We start from the raw sequence: 17,343 nt of genomic DNA, 5'->3' as shown, positions 1-17,343 counted from the left end.
GGCACGCTGCGATCTGGACCACATCGCACCGTTCAACCACCGTGATCCGAAAGCAGGCGGCGCGACGGTCCCGCAGAACCTGCACGCGCTGTGCCGCAGGCACCACCGGCTCAAGACCGCCGGAACCTGGAAAGTGCAGCGTGGCAGTGAGGGAGAGGTGGTGTGGAGCGCACCGACCGGACACCGCTACCTCACGCGAGCGGAACCCTATGCGGCGTAACACGGGAGAACCGGCGGGTCCGCTGGTACCCGCTTTTCTGAAAAATCCGTGCACGCGTGTCCCGCGTTACCCGCAACCGCCGTCGGCGAAGCTATCGCGAGACCCCCAGCGCGCAAGGACGTCTGTGGCCAAGAGCCGCTGTAAACGAGACTCGCCGCTGCACTCCAGCCGCGTAGCGGAGATGTCATCGCGGGGGTTTATTGGGGAAAAGCAGGACGGCGGCCGGCGGCTCGAGGGTGGGGAATGAAAAATTCAGGCGACCTATGGCTTTTCTGAGCACGCTCGAAATGTGCGGGTCACTCGGCGAGCGCCAGCCATTGTTCTTCGAGGCGTTCGCGCTCGGCGGCGAGGTCGCGTAGTTCGGCGTCGAGCTTGCCGATGGCCTCGTAATCCGTCGCGGACTGCGCCATCTGCTCGTGCAACTGCGCCTCGCGCGCCGAGATCTTGTCGAGCTGCCGCTCGATGCGGGCCATCTCCTTCTGCGAGGCGCGCTGGTCGCGAGCACTTGGAGGGCCCGATTCCGCGGTTCCTGCTTTGGCCCGTTGCTGGGTTACCTCGGCCGCAGCGACCACCTCGGCGCGCCGCTGGAGGTACTGATCGACGCCACCTGGCAACATCCTGATCTTGCCGTCGCCGAGCAGCGCGGCGATCCGGTCGGTGGTGCGCTCGAGGAAGTAACGGTCGTGTGAGACCACGATCAGCGAGCCCGGCCAGCCGTCGAGCAGGTCTTCGAGCGCGGTGAGCGTGTCGATGTCCAGATCGTTGGTCGGTTCGTCGAGCAGCAGCACGTTCGGCTCGTCCATGAGCAGCCGCAGCAGTTGCAGCCGTCGCCGCTCGCCGCCGGACAGGTCGCCGACCGGGGTCCACTGCTTTTCGCCCGGGAAGCCGAAGCGCTCAAGCAGTTGAGAGGCCGTCAGGGTACGGCCCTTGCCCAGATCGATGGCGGCGCGCACGTCCTCGACCGCCTTGAGGACGCGCGTGTCCGGAGGAATTTCGGTGATCTCCTGGGAGAGCAACGCGGGCTTGACGGTGACGCCGGACACCACCTTGCCCGAATCGGGCGTGACGGTGCCGGTCAGCAGGCGAAGCAAGCTGGTCTTGCCCGAGCCGTTGACGCCGACGAGGCCGATGCGCTCGCCTGGTGCGAGCTGCCAGGTGACGTGGTCGAAGAGGGTTCGGGCTGCGCCGACTGAATAGGTGACGTCTTCGAGTTCGTAGACGGTGCGGCCAAGGCGGGCAGTGGCGAAGCCCATCAGCTCGGCCGAATCGCGCGGCGGCGGCTCGGTGGCGATGAGCGCGTTCGCGGCCTCGATGCGGAATTTCGGCTTCGAGGTGCGCGCGGGGGCGCCGCGGCGCAGCCAGGCCAACTCCTTGCGCAGTAGATTCTGCTTGCGATCCCAATCGGCTGAGGCGACGCGGGCGCGCTCGGCCCGAGCTAATACGAAGGCCGAGTAACCGCCCTCGTAGGAGTGCACCTGGCCGTTGGTCACTTCCCAGGTCTGCGTACAGACCTCGTCGAGGAACCAGCGGTCGTGCGTGACGACCAGGAGCGCGGAGCGGCGAGCCTTGAGGTGGGCGGCCAGCCAGGCGATTGCCTCGACGTCGAGATGGTTGGTCGGCTCATCGAGCAGGAGAATCCGGTCGCCGCGGTCCGCTTCGAGCAGCGCCTTGGCGAGGGCGATGCGGCGGCGCTCGCCGCCGGAGAGCGGGCCGACGACGGTGTCGAGTCCGTCGCGGAAAATCGGGGCGCCGATGCCGCCGAGCAGGCCGGTGAGCACGTCGCGTACGTGGGCTTGTCCAGCCCATTCGTGGTCTGCAAGGCCTGCCAGTAACAGTTGTCTGATCGTGGCGGCCTGGTCGAGTTCGTCGTGCTGACCGACCACATTGATCTGCACCAAGCCGCTGTGGATCACCCGGCCGGCATCCGGCGATTCGAACTTGGCGAGCAGGCGCAGCAGCGTGGACTTGCCGCCGCCGTTGCGCCCGACCACACCGATGCGGTCGCCCTCCGCGATGCCGAGCGACACGCCGTCGAGCAGCGTCCGGGTGCCGTACGCCTTGCTTACGGCCTCGATGTTGACCAGGTTTGCCACGACAGCAACGGTACCCGGACGCGAAGTGTGCTCTGACCGGTTACTCAGCGATGGGAAGTACCGCGCCGTCGCGCAGGAAGAGCGGGATGCGTTCCAGCGGAGCATCGACGATGACTGACTGACCGCCGTCGTAGTCCTGACCGGTCCAGGCGTCTCGCCACGATGCGCCTGCCGGCAGGTACACCGTCCACGCACGCGCGTTCGCCTCAAGCACTGGCGCGACAAGCAGGTCCGGACCGAACAGGTACGCCGTGTCGACCTCCCACGCCTTCGGGTCGTCCGGGAACTCGACGAAATACGGCCGCATCGGCGTGAGACCGCTCTCGTGCGCCTCGCGCATCACCTTGAGGACATATGGCTTGATCCGCTCACGCAGCGCGATGTACGAGGCCATGATCTCGGCCGCTTCCTCGCCGTACGACCAGATCTCGTTGGGCGCGCCGGTCATGCCCGGTCCGAACGGGGTCGCGGGCGAGCGCACGCCGTGCAGCCGGAAGATCGGGCTGAACGCGCCGAACTGGAACCAGCGGACCATCACCTCGCGGTACTCCGGCGAGGTCGGGTCGCCGCCGTGGAAGCCGCCGATGTCGGTGTTCCACCACGGAATTCCGCTCAGCGCCGTGTTCAGGCCGGCCGGGATCTGCTTACGCAGCGTCTCGAAGTCGGTGAATATGTCGCCGGACCAGAGGATCGCGCCATACCGCTGCGAACCGGCCCACGCCGAACGATTGAGGGTGACCACCTCGCCGCGGCCCTCGGTGTGCATGCCCTCGTGGAACATCCGGGAGTTCTCACGCGGGTACATGTTGCCGACTTCCAGGCCCGGACCGGCGTGGTAGCGCAGGTTGGCTGAGTAGCCCGGCTTGAGTTCAGGTTCGCAGGCGTCAGCCCAGAAGACCTCGATGCCCAGGGAGAGGTAATTCTCACGGATCTTTGACCACACGAACTCGCGTGCCACCGGGTTGGTCGCGTCGTAGAAGGCGACCTGAACCGTCTTGTCGATGCCCTTATCCGGCCAGTCAGCGTGCGCGATCGGACCGAATTCGGTGCCGATGAACAGGCCGCGCCGCTCCATCTCCGCGTGGAACTCGGACAGCGGGCTGACGGAGGGCCAGACGGACACCATCAGCCGGGTTCCGTACTGCTCCAGTTCCTTGACCGCGGCCTGCGGGTCGGGCCACTCCGCAGGATCGAAGCGCCACTCGCCCAGATGCGTCCAGTGGAAGAAGTCGGCAACGATCACCGCGAGCGGCAAGCCGCGCCGGTGGTATTCGCGGGCGACCTCGAGCAGTTCCTCCTGCGACTTGTAGCGCAGCTTGCACTGCCAGAAGCCGGCCGCCCACTCCGGAAGGACCGGGGCGTGGCCGGTGGCGTCGGCATAGTTGCGCTGGATCTGCGCGGGAGTGCCGGCGGTGATCCAGTAGTCGAGCTGGCGGGCACTGTCGGCGACCCAGCGGGTGCCGTTGATCGCCAGTTCGACCCGGCCGATCGCCGGGTTGTTCCACAGGAAGCCATAGCCGCGCGAGGAGACCAGAAAAGGGATGCTGACCTCTGAGTTGCGCTGTACAAGCTCGACGACCGCGCCCTTCTGGTCGTAGAGGCCGTGCTGGTGCTGACCGAGGCCGTACAGCCGTTCGCCGGGGTACGCTGCGAAACGCTGCTCGAGCCGCGCGTAGCCGTTGCCGTGTGCGGTACGCAGTCGCGGCCCGGGCCACCAGAAATGCGCATCCTCCTCGGCGAGCAGTTCGGTGCCGTCCTCGGTACGGCTGAACGAGATTCGGCCGATGAGCGAAATCGTGGCGGTCACGGCGCCGTTGACGACGGTCGCCTCGTGCGCACCGATGCGGATGGTGGGTTCGGCATCGAGCGGCGGAGCGGTCTCGGCGGCAAGCGCGCCGGGCAGGTCGGCGAGGATCGGTCCGCCCACCCGGGAACGCACTCGCAGCGCGTCGGCGCCCCAGGCCTCGATCCGTAGGGTCTCCTGGCGGCCGGTCCACTCCAGGCCGCCTGGGGCTGCGCGGAACTCGCCCTCCTCATGGGCGAGCGAGGCGAGCGGCGCTTCGTCAGACATTCATGAGCCTTTCGGACGTGAAGAGGTGGGGCCGGGAAACGGCCCCGCGGTCGCCTCGGTCCGTTGGCGCGGGCGGACTTGGGCGGGGTCTGCGATCGGAAGTCAGGAGGCGGCGAACCCGGCGGCGGCCAGGGCGGCGGTCGAGTCCCGCACGGTGAGGGTCGGCGGAATCAGGTTGATCGACTCGGCGCGATCGCCTTCCAGCTGCGCCATGGCGAGCCGCACCGCGCGCCGCCCCATCTCCTGGGCCGGGATGGAGACGCTGGTCAGCCGGGGCGAGGACTGGAGCGCGACCTGATCGGGGCAGATCGCGACGACGCTGGTCTCCTCAGGCACCGCGCGGCCGGACAGTCGCAGCAGGCTGAGCAGGGGCGGGATGGCTGACTCGTTCTGCACGACGAAGCCGGTGGTCGAGGGGCGTTCCTCGAGAATGCGAGCCAGTATCCCGGCGGTGGACTCGTACGTGCCCTCGCACGCCCGGTGCATCGCGCGCAGGCCGCGTTCGGCGGCGCGGCGCTGGAAGCCGGTGAGCGTGCGAGCGGCGAAGCCGGTGTGCCGCTGGTAGACGCCCTCGCCTTCGCCGATCAACGCCACGTCACGGTGGCCGAGGTCGGCCAGATGGTCGGCGCAGGCGGCTCCGGTGGCCTCGAAGTCCAGATCCACACAGGCCAAACCGGCTGGGTCGGCGGGTAGTCCGATCAGCACGGCCGGCGTGTCGGTCTCACGCAGCACCGGGATGCGGTCGTCGTCCAGCTCGATGTCCATGAGAATCATCGCGTCGGCTAGGCCGCTACCGGCGATCCGGCGCACGCCGCGGGTGCCCTCGTCCTTCGTCAGCAGCAGCACGTCCTGGCCGTACTCGCGGGCCTCGGTGGTGACCGCCATCGCGATCTCCATGATCACCGGTACGTACATATCGCTGCGCAGGGGCACCATGAGCGCCAGAATGTTCGAGCGGTTCGAGGCCAGCGCCCGCGCGCCCGCGTGCGGGTGGTAGCCGAGCGACTCGATCGCCGCCTCCACCTTGCGCCGGGTGTCATCGGAAATGGAGCGTTTCCGGGAGAGCACGTAGGAGACTGTGGAGGGCGAGACGCCCGCCTGGCGAGCGACTTCGGCCAGGGTCACCATGGAGTCCTCCATGCCGTCCCGGCGGGTGCGATCCGGGCTCGGACAGTATGAGCGGTTGACAGGGCGAGCAGCCGGGGCGGACATGGCGGCAGTCGGCTGGCCGAAGCGGTGGGGCTTTACTTGGTGAAGCGCTTCGACTCGACTCCGACAGGGCCGCACCCGGTCTTGCCCATGAAGGGTAGACCGGGCAGGTAGGGAATGTCCATGGGGATCGTCGAAGCGCTTCGATAATCCTGCTGAGCGAGCGGTCCCAACGGATAGGCACCGGTCGACTACGGGGACATTCGCCGAGCCGGGAACGCGGCGGCGGCCGGCCTGAAGCAGAGTTCGATGGTCATCGTTGGTTAGAACTTTGCGAGGCTACGGCGAATTCTTGGCGAACCACGTCTTGTTCGCGACACCTGCGGTCTCTTGTATGTCTGCGAGGCGAACGCCTCAACTCGCGAGTCTTTCGACAAGGAGAGACAATGCGCCACCGCATACCCACAGGTGTCCTTGCAGCGGCCACAGCCACGGCCGCGCTGGTCGCCATCTCGGCGCCGGCCCAAGCAGCGTCCGGCACCACCTCGCACAAGGCCACGTCCGTCGCGCCGGCCCACCGCCACGCCGCATCCCCCGCGTTCAGCGGCAGCGGGCTGCTGTCCTACGGCGGCGGCCCCATCGTGACCTCCCCGACCGTCTACATCGTCTACTGGGGCAGCCAGTGGGGCACCGGCTCCACGGTCAGCAACGATCCCTCGGGCGAAGCCGCGCTCCAGCTGTCCTTCTTCCAGCACGCGTACGGCAGCGGCGACACGTACTTCACCTCGCAGACCCAGTACTGCCAGGGCGTCTCCACGGGCACCAAGCAGTGCGGAAGCTCCGGCACACACGTCGGTCACCCCTCCTCTAACCCGGTTCGGGGCACCTGGCTGGACAGCGCTTCTGCCGCGCCGAGCCGGCCGTCCGACTCGCAGTTGGCGGCTGAGGCCAAGCGCGCGGCCTCGCACTTCGGCGTCTCCGGCGACAACATCCAGATCATCGTCGACTCGCCGCACGGCGTCGTGCCCTCCGGCTTCAAGACGCAGTACTGCGCCTGGCACGACGTGACCAGCAGCTCGAGCGGCGCCGACGTGCCGTACACGAACTTTCCGTACATCACCGACGCGGGTAGCGGCTGCGGCGCGAACTTCGTCGCTACGTCCAACGGCGTGACCGGATCGAAGGAAGGCATCACGATCGTCGGCGGCCACGAATACGCCGAGACGCTGACCGACCCGCAGGCGGGCAACGGCTGGCTCGACGCGTCCGGCGAAGAGACCGGCGACAAGTGCGCCTGGATCTCCAGCGGCCAGGGCGCCTCGACGATCATCGGCATGAACGGCGCCTACTTCGCGGTCCAGTCTGAGTTCAGCAACAACTACAAGAGCGGCGCGGGCAACTGCGTCAGCTACTACACCAGCGCGACCAACCAGCACTGACAGACCACCGATTGACCATCCGGCAACGCTGTGGTGCCGTCCGCTCAAAGGCGGGCGGCACCCGGCTGGAACTCAGGAGCCTTCCATCCGCGCGCGCATCCTGACCGCTACGGCCGCCGTGGCTTCCGCAATGCTCGTAGTCGCACTCACCGCGGGCTGCACCTCAAGCTCAGCACACGCGGCGCCCGCGGCACCGAAAAGCTTGCCGACCTGCCGCGCCCCCGAACCGGCGACCCTCCCGCATGCGGCGGGCAGCCTCACCGAAGCCGACACTGGAGCGTTCTGTCTGGCTGCCGGTCAGCTGCTCGACGTGTTCCTCACCGCGCCCGCCGGCACCCCGGCCGGATCGCGTTGGGGCCAGATCCGCGTGGCCGACACGTCGGTGATCGGATACGGCAACAACGGTGTCCTCACGCCGCCGGTCAACGTCACCGCGGGCGTCTTCGTGGGCGCACATCACGGGAGCACGACGCTGAGCAGCCAGCTCCCTAACGGCACCACCTGGCACGTCACCTTGGTCGTGCAATAACGGCAGAGAGACGGATAGCTCAGATCCAGGACGGCAGCCACATGTGGTTGGACCAGTCCGTGTAGGGAATCGTCTGCCCGGTGTAGATCGGATAGAAGTACGCGAACAGCGCCACGACGCCGATCACAAGCGTTCCCGACACCGCCGCGCCCCAGACCCGTCTGGTCGGCGAGGCGTCCGCGCGGCCGAGGATCGCGCCGATGGCCATCGTCGCCCCGAGCACCATGAAAGGCAGGAAGGCGACCGCGTAGAAGGAGAAGATGGTGCGCTGCGCGTACCACAACCACGGCCCGACCCCGGCCGCGATCCCGGCCAGGATGGCCGCCGCGCGCCAGTCCCGCCGGCCGATCCAGCGCCAGAACAGGAACAGGATCGCCCCGGTCGCGAACCACCACAGCAGCGGGTTGCCGAGCGCCAGCACCTCGGCGGAGCAGGTGCCCATCGACGGGGTGCAGCCCTGCTGACCGGTCTTCGGCGCCTCGTAGTAGAAGGCGACCGGGCGGCCCATGACGAACCAGGACCACGGGTTCGACTGGTACGGGTGCGGGGTCTGTAGGTTGGAGTTGAAGCCGTACTGCTGGTCGACGTAGTTCCACAGCGAGCGGAAGGGGTTCGTCCAGGTCGGCCAGAAGTTCGAGGGGTGCGAGCTCGCCCAGAACCGGTTGTAGCCGCCGCCGTTGCCCGTGTTGAAGAACCAGCCGGCGTATGAGGCCACGAACACGAACGCGGCCGTGACCGGCAGCGCGAGGAAAGCCCAGGGGACGTCGCGGATCAGCGTGGACATCGAGGGCTTGCGGACGCCGATCGCGCGGCGCGCCCCGCGGTCCCACAGCACCGTCAGTATCGCGAACACGGCGACGAAGAAGATCCCGTTCCACTTGGTCGCGGTGGCCAGGCCGAGCGAGAGGCCGGCGATCCAGCGCCAGGGCCGGAAACCGAGCTTGGGACCGCGTTCCTTCATCGCAAGCAGCGCGGTGACCGCGTGTTCCTCGCGCCAGTCGGCGAATTTCGCCCGGGTCTTGTCCCGATCGACCAGCAGCGCCGCGAAGCCGCCGAGGATGAAGAACATCTGGATGCCGTCGAGCAGCGCGGTGCGGGCCATCACGAACGCGAGGCCGTCAAAGGAGAACAGCAGCCCGGCGATGCAGCCCATCAGGGTCGAGCGGAACATCCGGCGCGCGACCCGGGCGATGATGAAGATCGCCAGCGTGCCGAGCACCGCCTCCATCAGCCGCCAGCCGACCGGGTTCAGGCCCCAGACCTGCTCACCGGCGCCGATCACCCACTTGCCGAACGGCGGGTGCGCGACGAATTCCTGGCAGCCGGACGAGCAGCTGAAGTCCGCCACGCCGCTGTGGCCGAAGGTTCCGGGACCGACCAGCTTGCCGTTGGCCACCGAGCCGTTGCTGGCCGGGTCCCAGCCGTGCTCCCAGCCGTAGATCCACATCGACCAGGCGTCCTTGGCGTAGTACGTCTCGTCGAAGATCACTGAGTTGGGCCACACCAGGTTCCAGAACCGCAGCACGCCGCCGATCACGGTGATCGCCAGCGGCAGGATCCAGCCGGCGCCGCGGAAGAACTCCGGATAGAACGGCGGCACCAGCCGGTCACGCAGCGGGGCGCGCGGATCGGGCTGCGGCGTGCCGCTTGTGCGGTACCACACCCGCCCGCGTTCCCAGCCGCGGCGCATTCGGCGTCGCCAGGGCGTTTCGAAGGGCGCTGCCTCCGGCCAGGCCTCCGCTTCGCCCTCGAACTGCGCCTCGCCGTCCGTGGTCGCGGTGCCTGGCGCGTCCTCGCCGCGCCGGGGCGCGCCGCCGAGCTCCTCGGCCGGGCTCCCGGGCTCCGGCCAGTCGGGCAGTTCGGCTGCGTTGTCGCTCTGCAGGTCGCTGGTCACGCGGGCCATCGTACGGATTGGCCCCCGCACCGCGCACCAGGGGACGATGGATTCGTGAAACCTGATCGTCCGTTTTTGTACTCGGACTCGTCCGCGCAGGACAGCCCCGGCATGCTCGTGCTGGCCGGCACCCCGATCGGCGATCCCGCCGACGCCCCGGCCCGGCTGGCCGCGGAACTCGCCGCCGCGGACGTCATCGCAGCTGAGGACACCAGGCGGCTGCGGCGGCTGACCCAGGAACTCGGGGTCGAGCCGGCCGGGCGTGTCGTGTCGTACTTTGAGGCGAACGAGAGCGCCCGCACGCCGGACTTGGTCGCGCGGCTGCTTGCGGGCGCTCGGGTGCTGCTGGTCACGGACGCCGGCATGCCGTCGGTATCAGACCCCGGCTTTCGCCTGGTCACGGCGGCGGTCGCGGCCGGTGTGCGGGTGACCGCGGTGCCCGGCCCCTCGGCGGTGCTCACGGCTTTGGCGCTTTCCGGACTTCCGGTGGACCGGTTCTGCTTCGAGGGATTTCTGCCGCGTAAGGGCGGGGAACGGGCCCGCACGTTGGCCGCCAATGCCGCCGAGCCGCGCACGATGGTCTACTTCGAGGCTCCGCACCGGCTCGGTGAAACTCTCACGGCGATGGCTGACGCGTTCGGCGCGGACCGGCCGGCCGCGGTATGCCGCGAGCTGACGAAGACATACGAAGAGGTACGGCGCGGGCCGCTCGGCGAACTGGCGGCGTGGGCGGCCGAGGGAGTGCGCGGGGAGATCACGGTCGTGGTCGCGGGCGCCGCTCCGAAGCGCGCCGAGGACACGACGCCCAGCGAGTTGGCGGCTCTGGTGGCCGCGCGGGAGGCGCGGGGCGAGCACCGTAAGGCGGCGATCGCGGCAGTGGCGGCGGAGACCGGCGTGCCGAAGCGGGCGGTGTTCGATGCGGTGGTTGCCGCGAAGGAGGAGTCGCAGGCGCAGTCTTCGACCGGATGAGCGCCTGCCTGTGGAAAACCGTGCCGGAAGGGGCGAATGGCCCCGTTAGGATTTGTGCATGGCTTCTGGCAGCGACGCCCCGGGCTCCGGGGACAAGACCTTCTACGTCACCACGCCGATCTACTACGTGAACGACGCGCCGCACATCGGGCACGCCTACACGACCACGGCCGGTGACGTCCTCACGCGTTGGCACCGCCAGCGCGGCGAGTCCGTGTGGTTCCTCACCGGGACCGACGAACACGGCCAGAAGGTCATGCGCACGGCCGAGGCCAACGGCACCACGCCGCAGGAGTGGACCGACCGGCTGGTCGAGTCGGCCTGGAAGCCCGCGCTGGTCACGATCGACGCGGCGAACGACGACTTCATCCGCACCACCGAGAAGCGGCACACCGAGCGGGTCCAGGAGTTCTGGCAGCGGCTTTACGACGCCGGCGAGGTGTACAAGGGCTCGTACGAGGGCCCGTACTGCGTCGGCTGCGAGGAGTTCAAGCTGCCGGGCGAGCTGATCGACGGCGAGGGCCAGTACGCGGGCCAGAAGGTCTGCGCCATCCACGGCACGCCGGTCGAGTACATCGCGGAGGAGAACTACTTCTTCCGGATGTCCGCGTACACCGAGCGGTTGCTGGAGCACTACGAGGCGCACCCGGACTTCATCCAGCCCGCCTCGGCCCGCAACGAGGTGGTCTCGTTCGTCAAGCAGGGCCTGCAGGACCTGTCGATCTCGCGTTCCTCGTTCGACTGGGGCATCCCGATCCCCTGGGACCCGAAGCACGTGCTTTACGTCTGGATCGACGCGCTGCTCAACTACGCGACCGCGGTCGGGCTTGACTCCCCGTCAGCCGCGGACAAGGAGAAGTTCGAGCGCACCTGGCCAGCCGATGTGCACCTGGTCGGCAAGGACATCCTGCGCTTCCACGCGGTCATCTGGCCGGCCATGCTGCTGGCCGCCGGGCTGCCGCTGCCGAAGCAGGTGTTCGGGCACGGCTGGCTGCTGGTCGGCGGCGAGAAGATGTCGAAGTCGAAACTGACCGGCATCGCGCCACACCAGATCACCGACCACTTCGGCTCGGACGCGTTCCGGTACTACTTCATGCGCGCCATCCCGTTCGGCCAGGACGGCTCGTTCTCCTGGGAGGACATGTCCGCGCGGTACACCTCTGAACTGGCCAACGACTACGGGAACCTGGCCTCGCGGGTGGCCGCGATGGTCGGCAAGTACTTCGGCGGGGTGCTGCCGGAGGCGACCGACCACGGCCCGGCCGAGCAGGCGATCGTGGACGCGCTGGCGGCGACGGTGGCGAGCGCGGACGAGAAGGTGGGCGCGCTGGACTTCCAGGGCGGCATCGCGGCGGTGTTCGACTTCATCAAGCTGGTCAACGGCTATTTGACCGAGCAGGAGCCGTGGAAGGTGGCCAAGGGCGAGGACCCGGCGGCGCAGGCGCGGCTGGCCACGATCCTCTACACGGCGGCCGAGTCGCTGCGAGCGGTGGCCGTGCTGCTGAATCCGGTGATGCCGAAGTCGTCGGCCGCGCTCTGGGACTCGCTCGGCGCGCAGGCCACGCTGGGCGCGCTGGCCGAGCAGCGGGTGCCGGACGCGGGCCGCTGGGGCCTGCTGCCGGCCGGTTCCACGGTCACCAAGGGCGCAGTGCTCTTCCCGCGGCTGGAGGAGCCGTCAGCGGCGTGAGTGCGAACAACGGCAACAGCGAGAAGCAGGGCCGCATTCGCGATAGGGCGCGGGGGCAGGACGTTGCTCCGCCCGCGCCCGAGGCGTTGCCGCTGCCGGTGGCCGACAGCCACACGCATCTCGACATGCAGGACCGCAGTGTCGAGGAGTCGCTGCGGCTGTCCGCCTCGGTCAACGTCACGACGCTGATTCAGGTGGGCTGTGATGTGCCCTCCTCCGAATGGGCGGTACAGACGGCCGAACAGCACCCGGAAATCCACCCGACCGTGGCGCTACACCCGAACGAGGGACCACGGTTGGTCCTCGGCGACGTCGACGGCTGGAGCCGGCAGCATCGGGCGCCTGGCGGCTCAGCCGCTCTGGAGGCGGCGCTGGCGCGCATTGACGAGCTGGCGGCGCTTGCGCAAGTGGTTGGGGTCGGCGAAACCGGTCTCGACTACTTCCGGACCGGGCCCGAGGGGGTGGCGGCGCAGCAGGAGTCGTTCCGGCGGCACATCGAGATCGCCAAGCGGCACGGCAAGGCGCTGGTGATCCATGACCGCGACGCGCACGAGGACGTGCTGCGGATCCTGGAGGAGGAGGGCGCGCCGGAACGGGTCGTCTTCCACTGTTACTCCGGCGACGCGGCGATGGCGAAGGTGTGCGCCGAGCGCGGCTACGTCATGTCGTTCGCCGGTCCGGTCACCTTCAAGGCGAACGAGACGCTGCGGGAAGCGTTGCGCGCCGCGCCGCTCGATCTGATTCTGGTCGAGACGGATGCCCCGTTCCTCACGCCGGTGCCGTACCGCGGGCGTCCGAACGCTCCGTACCTGATCCCGCACACAGTGCGATCGATGGCTGAGACGCGCGGGATGGACGTGGCGGAATTGTGCGCGGCGATCGACGCCAATACGCGACGCGTGTTCGGGCTTCGCTGACGGAGTTCGCCGACGGGGCGTCAGGCCTCGCTTCATCGAGTTTGTGACACTGCGCTGATCCATGCGGACTGTGCGTGTCCGCATCCGGGCCATTTTTCGCAGGACACTGCCACACTTCGGTAACCATTTGCCCTGGCCTCTTCGCACTACGCCAATCGGGGACTTCGGTGACGAAGACCACAATCCAGGCGCTGCATTCCTGGCTAAATCGCCGCAAATCATGGCGCATAAATAGGACTAACTGGACATCAGATTTTACCGAGGGGCCGAAACGGGCTATGGCGACCATGAACGGCAGTGGAATAGAGTCCCTTGCTCGGTAGCCGGATCGGTTCACTCCCCCGCCGCTTTCCAGGGCGTCGCGGAGTCCGTGACCGGAACCTGCGAGGTCTGGAGAGTAGTGAGCGGATCACGCTCGACCCGGGGCACGGGTAGCGGCGGCCCGATCCAAGGCGCCTCCGCCTGGCCGTCCTCTTTCACCGGTCCCGCGCGGTATTCGCCCCCGTTCAACACCGGCGCGGCCGACGACCAGCCGACCACGCACGGCGAGCCTTACGCGCCGTACGCGGACGGCGCCGCCGAGTATGCGGACCCGTATGCCGCGGACTACGAGGCGCAGTACCGCGCCGAGTCGTACGGTTCCGGCGCGCATGAGTCGGATGCGTACCCTGCCACCGCCTACGAGGGCGAGCCCTACAACTACGGCGGCGCCGACTATTCGGCCGACTATGCCGCGCCCGACTTTCCCGCCCCGGCATACGTGGGCGATGACTACCCGGCACACACCGGGTACCCGGGCTATGCCGCCGGATATGAGGGCACTGACGGCTACGGCGAACCGGAACCAGAGCGCGGACACACCCGCCTGCTCACCAAGCCGCGTCGGCCGGAACTCGACGGCCCGGAGTCGGACCGTGACGCAGAAGCCGGGATGGCGGCGTTCACGCCCGCGACCGACATCGACGTTCCGGGTCAGCGACAGCCGGAAGGCCTGCGCACCCGTGGCGGCGCGCAACGGCAACCGCAGTCGGGACGGCGGAAGATCGGCTGGGCCGGGCGCGCGGTACAGGGCCTGGTACTCGCGGCGCTGCTCGGCGGCGTGACCGCGTACGTGGCCTTCGAGAAAACCGTCACGATCTCGGTTGACGGCTCGACGCGGCAGATCCACTCCTTCGCCAGCACGGTCGGCGCCGCGCTCAGCTCGGACAACATCACCACCGGCAGCCACGACCTGGTCAGCCCGGGACCCGCCGCCGCGCTGTCGGACAACTCGACGATCACGGTCAAGTACGGTCGTCCGATAACCGTTTCGGTCAACGGCGCGCCCGAGCACGTATGGGTGCACGCGCCGACCGTCGGCGGGGCGATGCAGGAGCTGGGCATCCGAGTCCAGGGCGCCCGCTTCGTGTCGGTCAACCCAGGCACGCCGATCAGCCGCTCGGGCCGCACCTTCGCGGTGTACACGATGCGGCACGTGACCTTCCTAGTGGACGGCAAGACCGACCAGCTGGACACGACCGCGGCCACCGTGCAGGACGCGATGGGCCAAGCCGGGATAACGCTGGCCAACCAGGACACCGCCTCGGTGCCCATGGCCTCACTGCCGACCGAGGGCGAGACCATCTCGATCCTGCGGGTCACCGGCACTACCGAGGTCAAGGAAGTCGCGATCCCGTACACCACCAGCAAGCAGAACGACCCGAGCAGCTACGTCGGCACGACCACGGTCGTGACGGCCGGCCAGAACGGCGTCGCGAAGGTCACCTACGCGCTGCAGATCATCAACGGGGTCAAGCAGTCCCCGAAGGAGATCTCCCGGGTGGTGACCAAGCAGCCGGTCGCCGAGGTGGAGAAGGTCGGCACTAAGGCGCTGCCGAGTAGCGCCTCCGGCCTGAACTGGGCGGCGCTGGCCAACTGCGAGTCCGGGGGCAACCCGCACTCGGTGGACCCGAGCGGCAACTACTACGGGCTCTACCAGTTCTCGATCTCGACCTGGGATTCGCTGGGCGGCTCCGGACTGCCGTCGAACGCGTCGGCCTCGGAGCAGACCACCCGGGCCGAATTGCTCTACCAGCGGTCCGGTGCTGGACAATGGCCGGTGTGCGGCCACTTCCTGTTCAGCTGAACAACGACGGCGGGGACGAGCGCCCGGCTCCCAGCGAGCCCGGGTTGCTCGGCCCCGCCGATGTACGGGCGCTGGCCGAGCGGCTCGGCGTGCGGCCGACCAAGCAGCTCGGCCAGAACTTCGTCATCGACCCGAACACCATCCGGCGTATCGTGCGCGCCGCGGATGTGCAGCCTGACGACGTAGCGGTAGAGGTCGGCCCCGGACTCGGCTCGCTGACTCTCGGGCTGCTCGGCGCGGCCCGGCGCGTGGTCGCCGTGGAGATCGATCCGGTTCTCGCCGCGGCGCTTCCGCAGACCATCGCCGATCGCTACCCCTCTTCCCTCCCGCGCTTCGAGCTCGTGCGCGCCAACGCTCTGCGCGTGACTGAGCTGCCCGGACCGCCGCCGACCGCTCTGGTCGCGAACCTGCCGTACAACGTGGCCGTCCCGGTGCTGCTGCACATGCTGGAACAGTTCCCGTCACTCGAACGGGTGCTCGTCATGGTGCAGGCCGAGGTCGCCGATCGCCTGGCGTCCGAGCCGGGCAGCCGGGTATACGGGGTGCCGAGTGTCAAGGCCCGCTGGTACGCCTCGGTGCGCCGGGCCGGTTCCATCGGCAAGAACGTGTTCTGGCCGGCGCCGCACGTCGAATCCGGTCTGGTGGCGCTGGAGCGCAGGCAACCGCCGACGACGCGGGCGAGTCGCAAGGAGGTGTTCGCGGTGATCGACGCGGCCTTCGCGCAGCGCCGCAAGACCCTGCGCGCCGCGCTGGCCGGCTGGGCGGGCTCGGCCGCGCGGGCGGAGGAGATCCTGCGCCGCGCCGGAGTCGATCCGGCGGCGCGCGGCGAAGCGCTCACCGTGGACCAGTACGCTGCGATTGCCGAGGCCGCGAACGCCGAGGCGGCGGACCCCGGGCGCGAGCCGGGGCTGGATGGGAGCTGACTGGAGTGACCGCGCTGGAAGACTGGGATGACGGGCCGTTTCGTCCCGAAGCGGTCACCGTCCGGGTCCCCGCGAAGATCAACCTGTCGCTGTCGGTCGGTCCACTGCGCGCCGACGGCTACCACGAGCTGGTCACCGTGTTTCACGCGGTCTCGCTCTACGACGAGATCGTGGCGCGGGCCTCGCGCGGCCTGTCGCTGACCGTCGAGCCGCTGCGCCGCGACTCGGATGTGAGCGGAGTGCCTGACGACGAACGCAACCTCGCCTGGCAGGCGGCGCTGCGCCTCGCTGAGCACGCGCAGGTGGAGCCGGATGTACGGCTGACGATCCGTAAGGACATTCCGGTCGCCGGCGGCATGGCGGGCGGCTCAGCGGATGCCGCGGCCACCCTCGTGGCCTGCGACCGGCTCTGGGGTACCGGTCTACGTCGCGACGAGCTGCATGATCTGGCCGCGGGCCTGGGCAGCGATGTGCCCTTCGCGCTGCACGGCGGCACGGCCATCGGCACCGGACGCGGCGAGCACATCTCCCCGGTGCTTGCGGCGGCCGGACTGGAGTGGGTCATCGCGGTCTACGACGGCGGCCTGTCCACACCGAAGGTGTTCGAGACCTGCGATCTGCAACGCCGCCGGGATCGTCTCGAGACCCCGGAGCCCAACGTGCACCCAGACCTGATGGCCACGCTCAGATCCGGCGACGCCTACCGGATCGGCGCGGCGCTCTATAACGACCTGCAACCGGCCGCGATCGAGCTGCTGCCGGAGATCGGCGACCTGCTCGACGCCGGCCGCGCCGCGGGCGCCGCGGGTGCGCTGGTCTCGGGGTCCGGCCCGACCACGGTATTCCTGGTGGACGGCCCGCTCAGCGCCGCCGAGGTCGAGGAGCAGTTGCGCGCCAGCGGCCTGTGCCGCGCGGTGCGCCGGGCCCGCGGCCCGGTCTCCGGCGCGCTGGTCTCGAACGTGCGGTAGCCGCCCGAGTAAGGGATCTGCGTCAGAGTAAGGGATCTGCGTCAGGGATTCGTCTGTAGCGGACTCGTTACGGCAACTAACTTATTCGTTTAAGCGCGATCGCGTATTCTCGCCCTGCAGTACGTCTATCAGTACTTTCAGAGAAAGCCGGGGGGATGTACCTTCGTCGTTTCGCCGTGCCCGTCGCAGCCATAGCGGCCGGCGCGGCATTTCTGCCTGTCAACGCGTCCGCGGCCACCACGCCAGCCTCATCGCGGCACGCGCCCGCGGCGCACGGCACCAGCTTCGTAACCGGCGCCGGGGCGGCGTCGGAATTCAAGACCTTCAGCAGCCCGGCGAGCAAGTCTGTCCGTGTGCAG

14 protein-coding genes are annotated in these 17,343 nt (G+C 68.8%); 10 read left to right on the top strand and 4 right to left on the bottom strand.

Annotation, left to right across the window (positions count from 1 at the left end):
- Nucleotides 1–220, top strand: a 220-nt coding sequence (locus tag VN779_RS16825; protein ID WP_325724344.1) for an HNH endonuclease signature motif containing protein, incomplete at its 5' end; no start/stop codon positions are given.
- A 296-nt stretch (nt 221–516) separates the two neighbouring features.
- Here the strand turns inward: VN779_RS16825 and VN779_RS16820 are convergent.
- The 3 genes from VN779_RS16820 to VN779_RS16810 all read right to left on the bottom strand — a co-directional run bounded on the left by VN779_RS16820 (nt 517) and on the right by VN779_RS16810 (nt 5,512).
- Nucleotides 517–2,313: an ABC-F family ATP-binding cassette domain-containing protein gene (locus VN779_RS16820; RefSeq protein WP_325724342.1), complete on the bottom strand. Its 1,797-nt coding sequence runs from the start codon at nt 2,311–2,313 to the stop codon at nt 517–519.
- Nucleotides 2,314–2,353: 40 nt separating this feature from the next.
- Nucleotides 2,354–4,384: a TIM-barrel domain-containing protein gene (locus tag VN779_RS16815; protein WP_325724341.1), complete on the bottom strand. Its 2,031-nt coding sequence runs from the start codon at nt 4,382–4,384 to the stop codon at nt 2,354–2,356.
- A 102-nt stretch (nt 4,385–4,486) separates the two neighbouring features.
- A complete protein-coding gene (locus VN779_RS16810; protein ID WP_325724339.1) occupies nt 4,487–5,512 on the bottom strand; it encodes a LacI family DNA-binding transcriptional regulator in 1,026 nt (341 codons plus the stop codon).
- 467 nt (nt 5,513–5,979) lie between these two features.
- On the opposite strand from VN779_RS16810, the gene VN779_RS16805 reads away from it, so the two are divergent.
- Nucleotides 5,980–6,972, top strand: coding sequence for a hypothetical protein (locus tag VN779_RS16805; RefSeq protein ID WP_325724337.1), 993 nt, complete (start codon nt 5,980–5,982; stop codon nt 6,970–6,972).
- Between the two features lie 130 nt (nt 6,973–7,102).
- Nucleotides 7,103–7,501, top strand: coding sequence for a hypothetical protein (locus VN779_RS16800; RefSeq protein ID WP_325724335.1), 399 nt, complete (start codon nt 7,103–7,105; stop codon nt 7,499–7,501).
- Nucleotides 7,502–7,520: 19 nt separating this feature from the next.
- Here VN779_RS16800 and VN779_RS16795 read toward each other — a convergent pair whose 3' ends face one another.
- Nucleotides 7,521–9,395: a dolichyl-phosphate-mannose--protein mannosyltransferase gene (locus VN779_RS16795; protein ID WP_325724333.1), complete on the bottom strand. Its 1,875-nt coding sequence runs from the start codon at nt 9,393–9,395 to the stop codon at nt 7,521–7,523.
- A gap of 111 nt (nt 9,396–9,506) precedes the next feature.
- Between VN779_RS16795 and rsmI the strand changes: the two genes are divergently transcribed.
- From rsmI to VN779_RS16760, 7 genes are all read left to right on the top strand, one after another.
- Nucleotides 9,507–10,364 carry a 16S rRNA (cytidine(1402)-2'-O)-methyltransferase gene (gene rsmI, locus VN779_RS16790; protein ID WP_349260832.1) on the top strand — a complete coding sequence of 286 codons (858 nt, stop codon included), beginning with the start codon at nt 9,507–9,509 and terminating at the stop codon, nt 10,362–10,364.
- A 58-nt stretch (nt 10,365–10,422) separates the two neighbouring features.
- Nucleotides 10,423–12,051 (top strand): methionine--tRNA ligase, encoded by a 1,629-nt coding sequence (gene metG, locus VN779_RS16785; RefSeq protein WP_325724330.1) that lies wholly within the window; start codon nt 10,423–10,425, stop codon nt 12,049–12,051.
- Entirely contained in the window at nt 12,048–12,968 is a 921-nt protein-coding gene (locus VN779_RS16780; RefSeq protein WP_325724328.1) for a TatD family hydrolase, read from the top strand. The genes metG and VN779_RS16780 overlap by 4 nt, the downstream gene beginning before the upstream one ends.
- 400 nt (nt 12,969–13,368) lie before the next feature.
- Nucleotides 13,369–15,093, top strand: a complete 1,725-nt coding sequence (locus VN779_RS16775; protein WP_325724326.1) for a ubiquitin-like domain-containing protein — start codon at nt 13,369–13,371, stop codon at nt 15,091–15,093.
- Nucleotides 15,090–16,016: a 16S rRNA (adenine(1518)-N(6)/adenine(1519)-N(6))-dimethyltransferase RsmA gene (gene rsmA / locus VN779_RS16770; RefSeq protein WP_414639690.1), complete on the top strand. Its 927-nt coding sequence runs from the start codon at nt 15,090–15,092 to the stop codon at nt 16,014–16,016. Before VN779_RS16775 ends, rsmA begins: the two co-directional genes overlap by 4 nt.
- 5 nt (nt 16,017–16,021) lie before the next feature.
- Nucleotides 16,022–16,984, top strand: a complete 963-nt coding sequence (locus VN779_RS16765; RefSeq protein ID WP_325724322.1) for a 4-(cytidine 5'-diphospho)-2-C-methyl-D-erythritol kinase — start codon at nt 16,022–16,024, stop codon at nt 16,982–16,984.
- Nucleotides 16,985–17,139: 155 nt separating this feature from the next.
- On the top strand, nt 17,140–17,343 hold a 204-nt coding region (locus tag VN779_RS16760), incomplete at its 3' end, for a hypothetical protein (protein WP_325724320.1).

This window comes from Actinocrinis sp., from assembly GCF_035605935.1.
Lineage (GTDB): Bacteria > Actinomycetota > Actinomycetes > Streptomycetales > Catenulisporaceae > Actinocrinis.
This window is presented reverse-complemented; position numbering and strand designations above follow the sequence as displayed.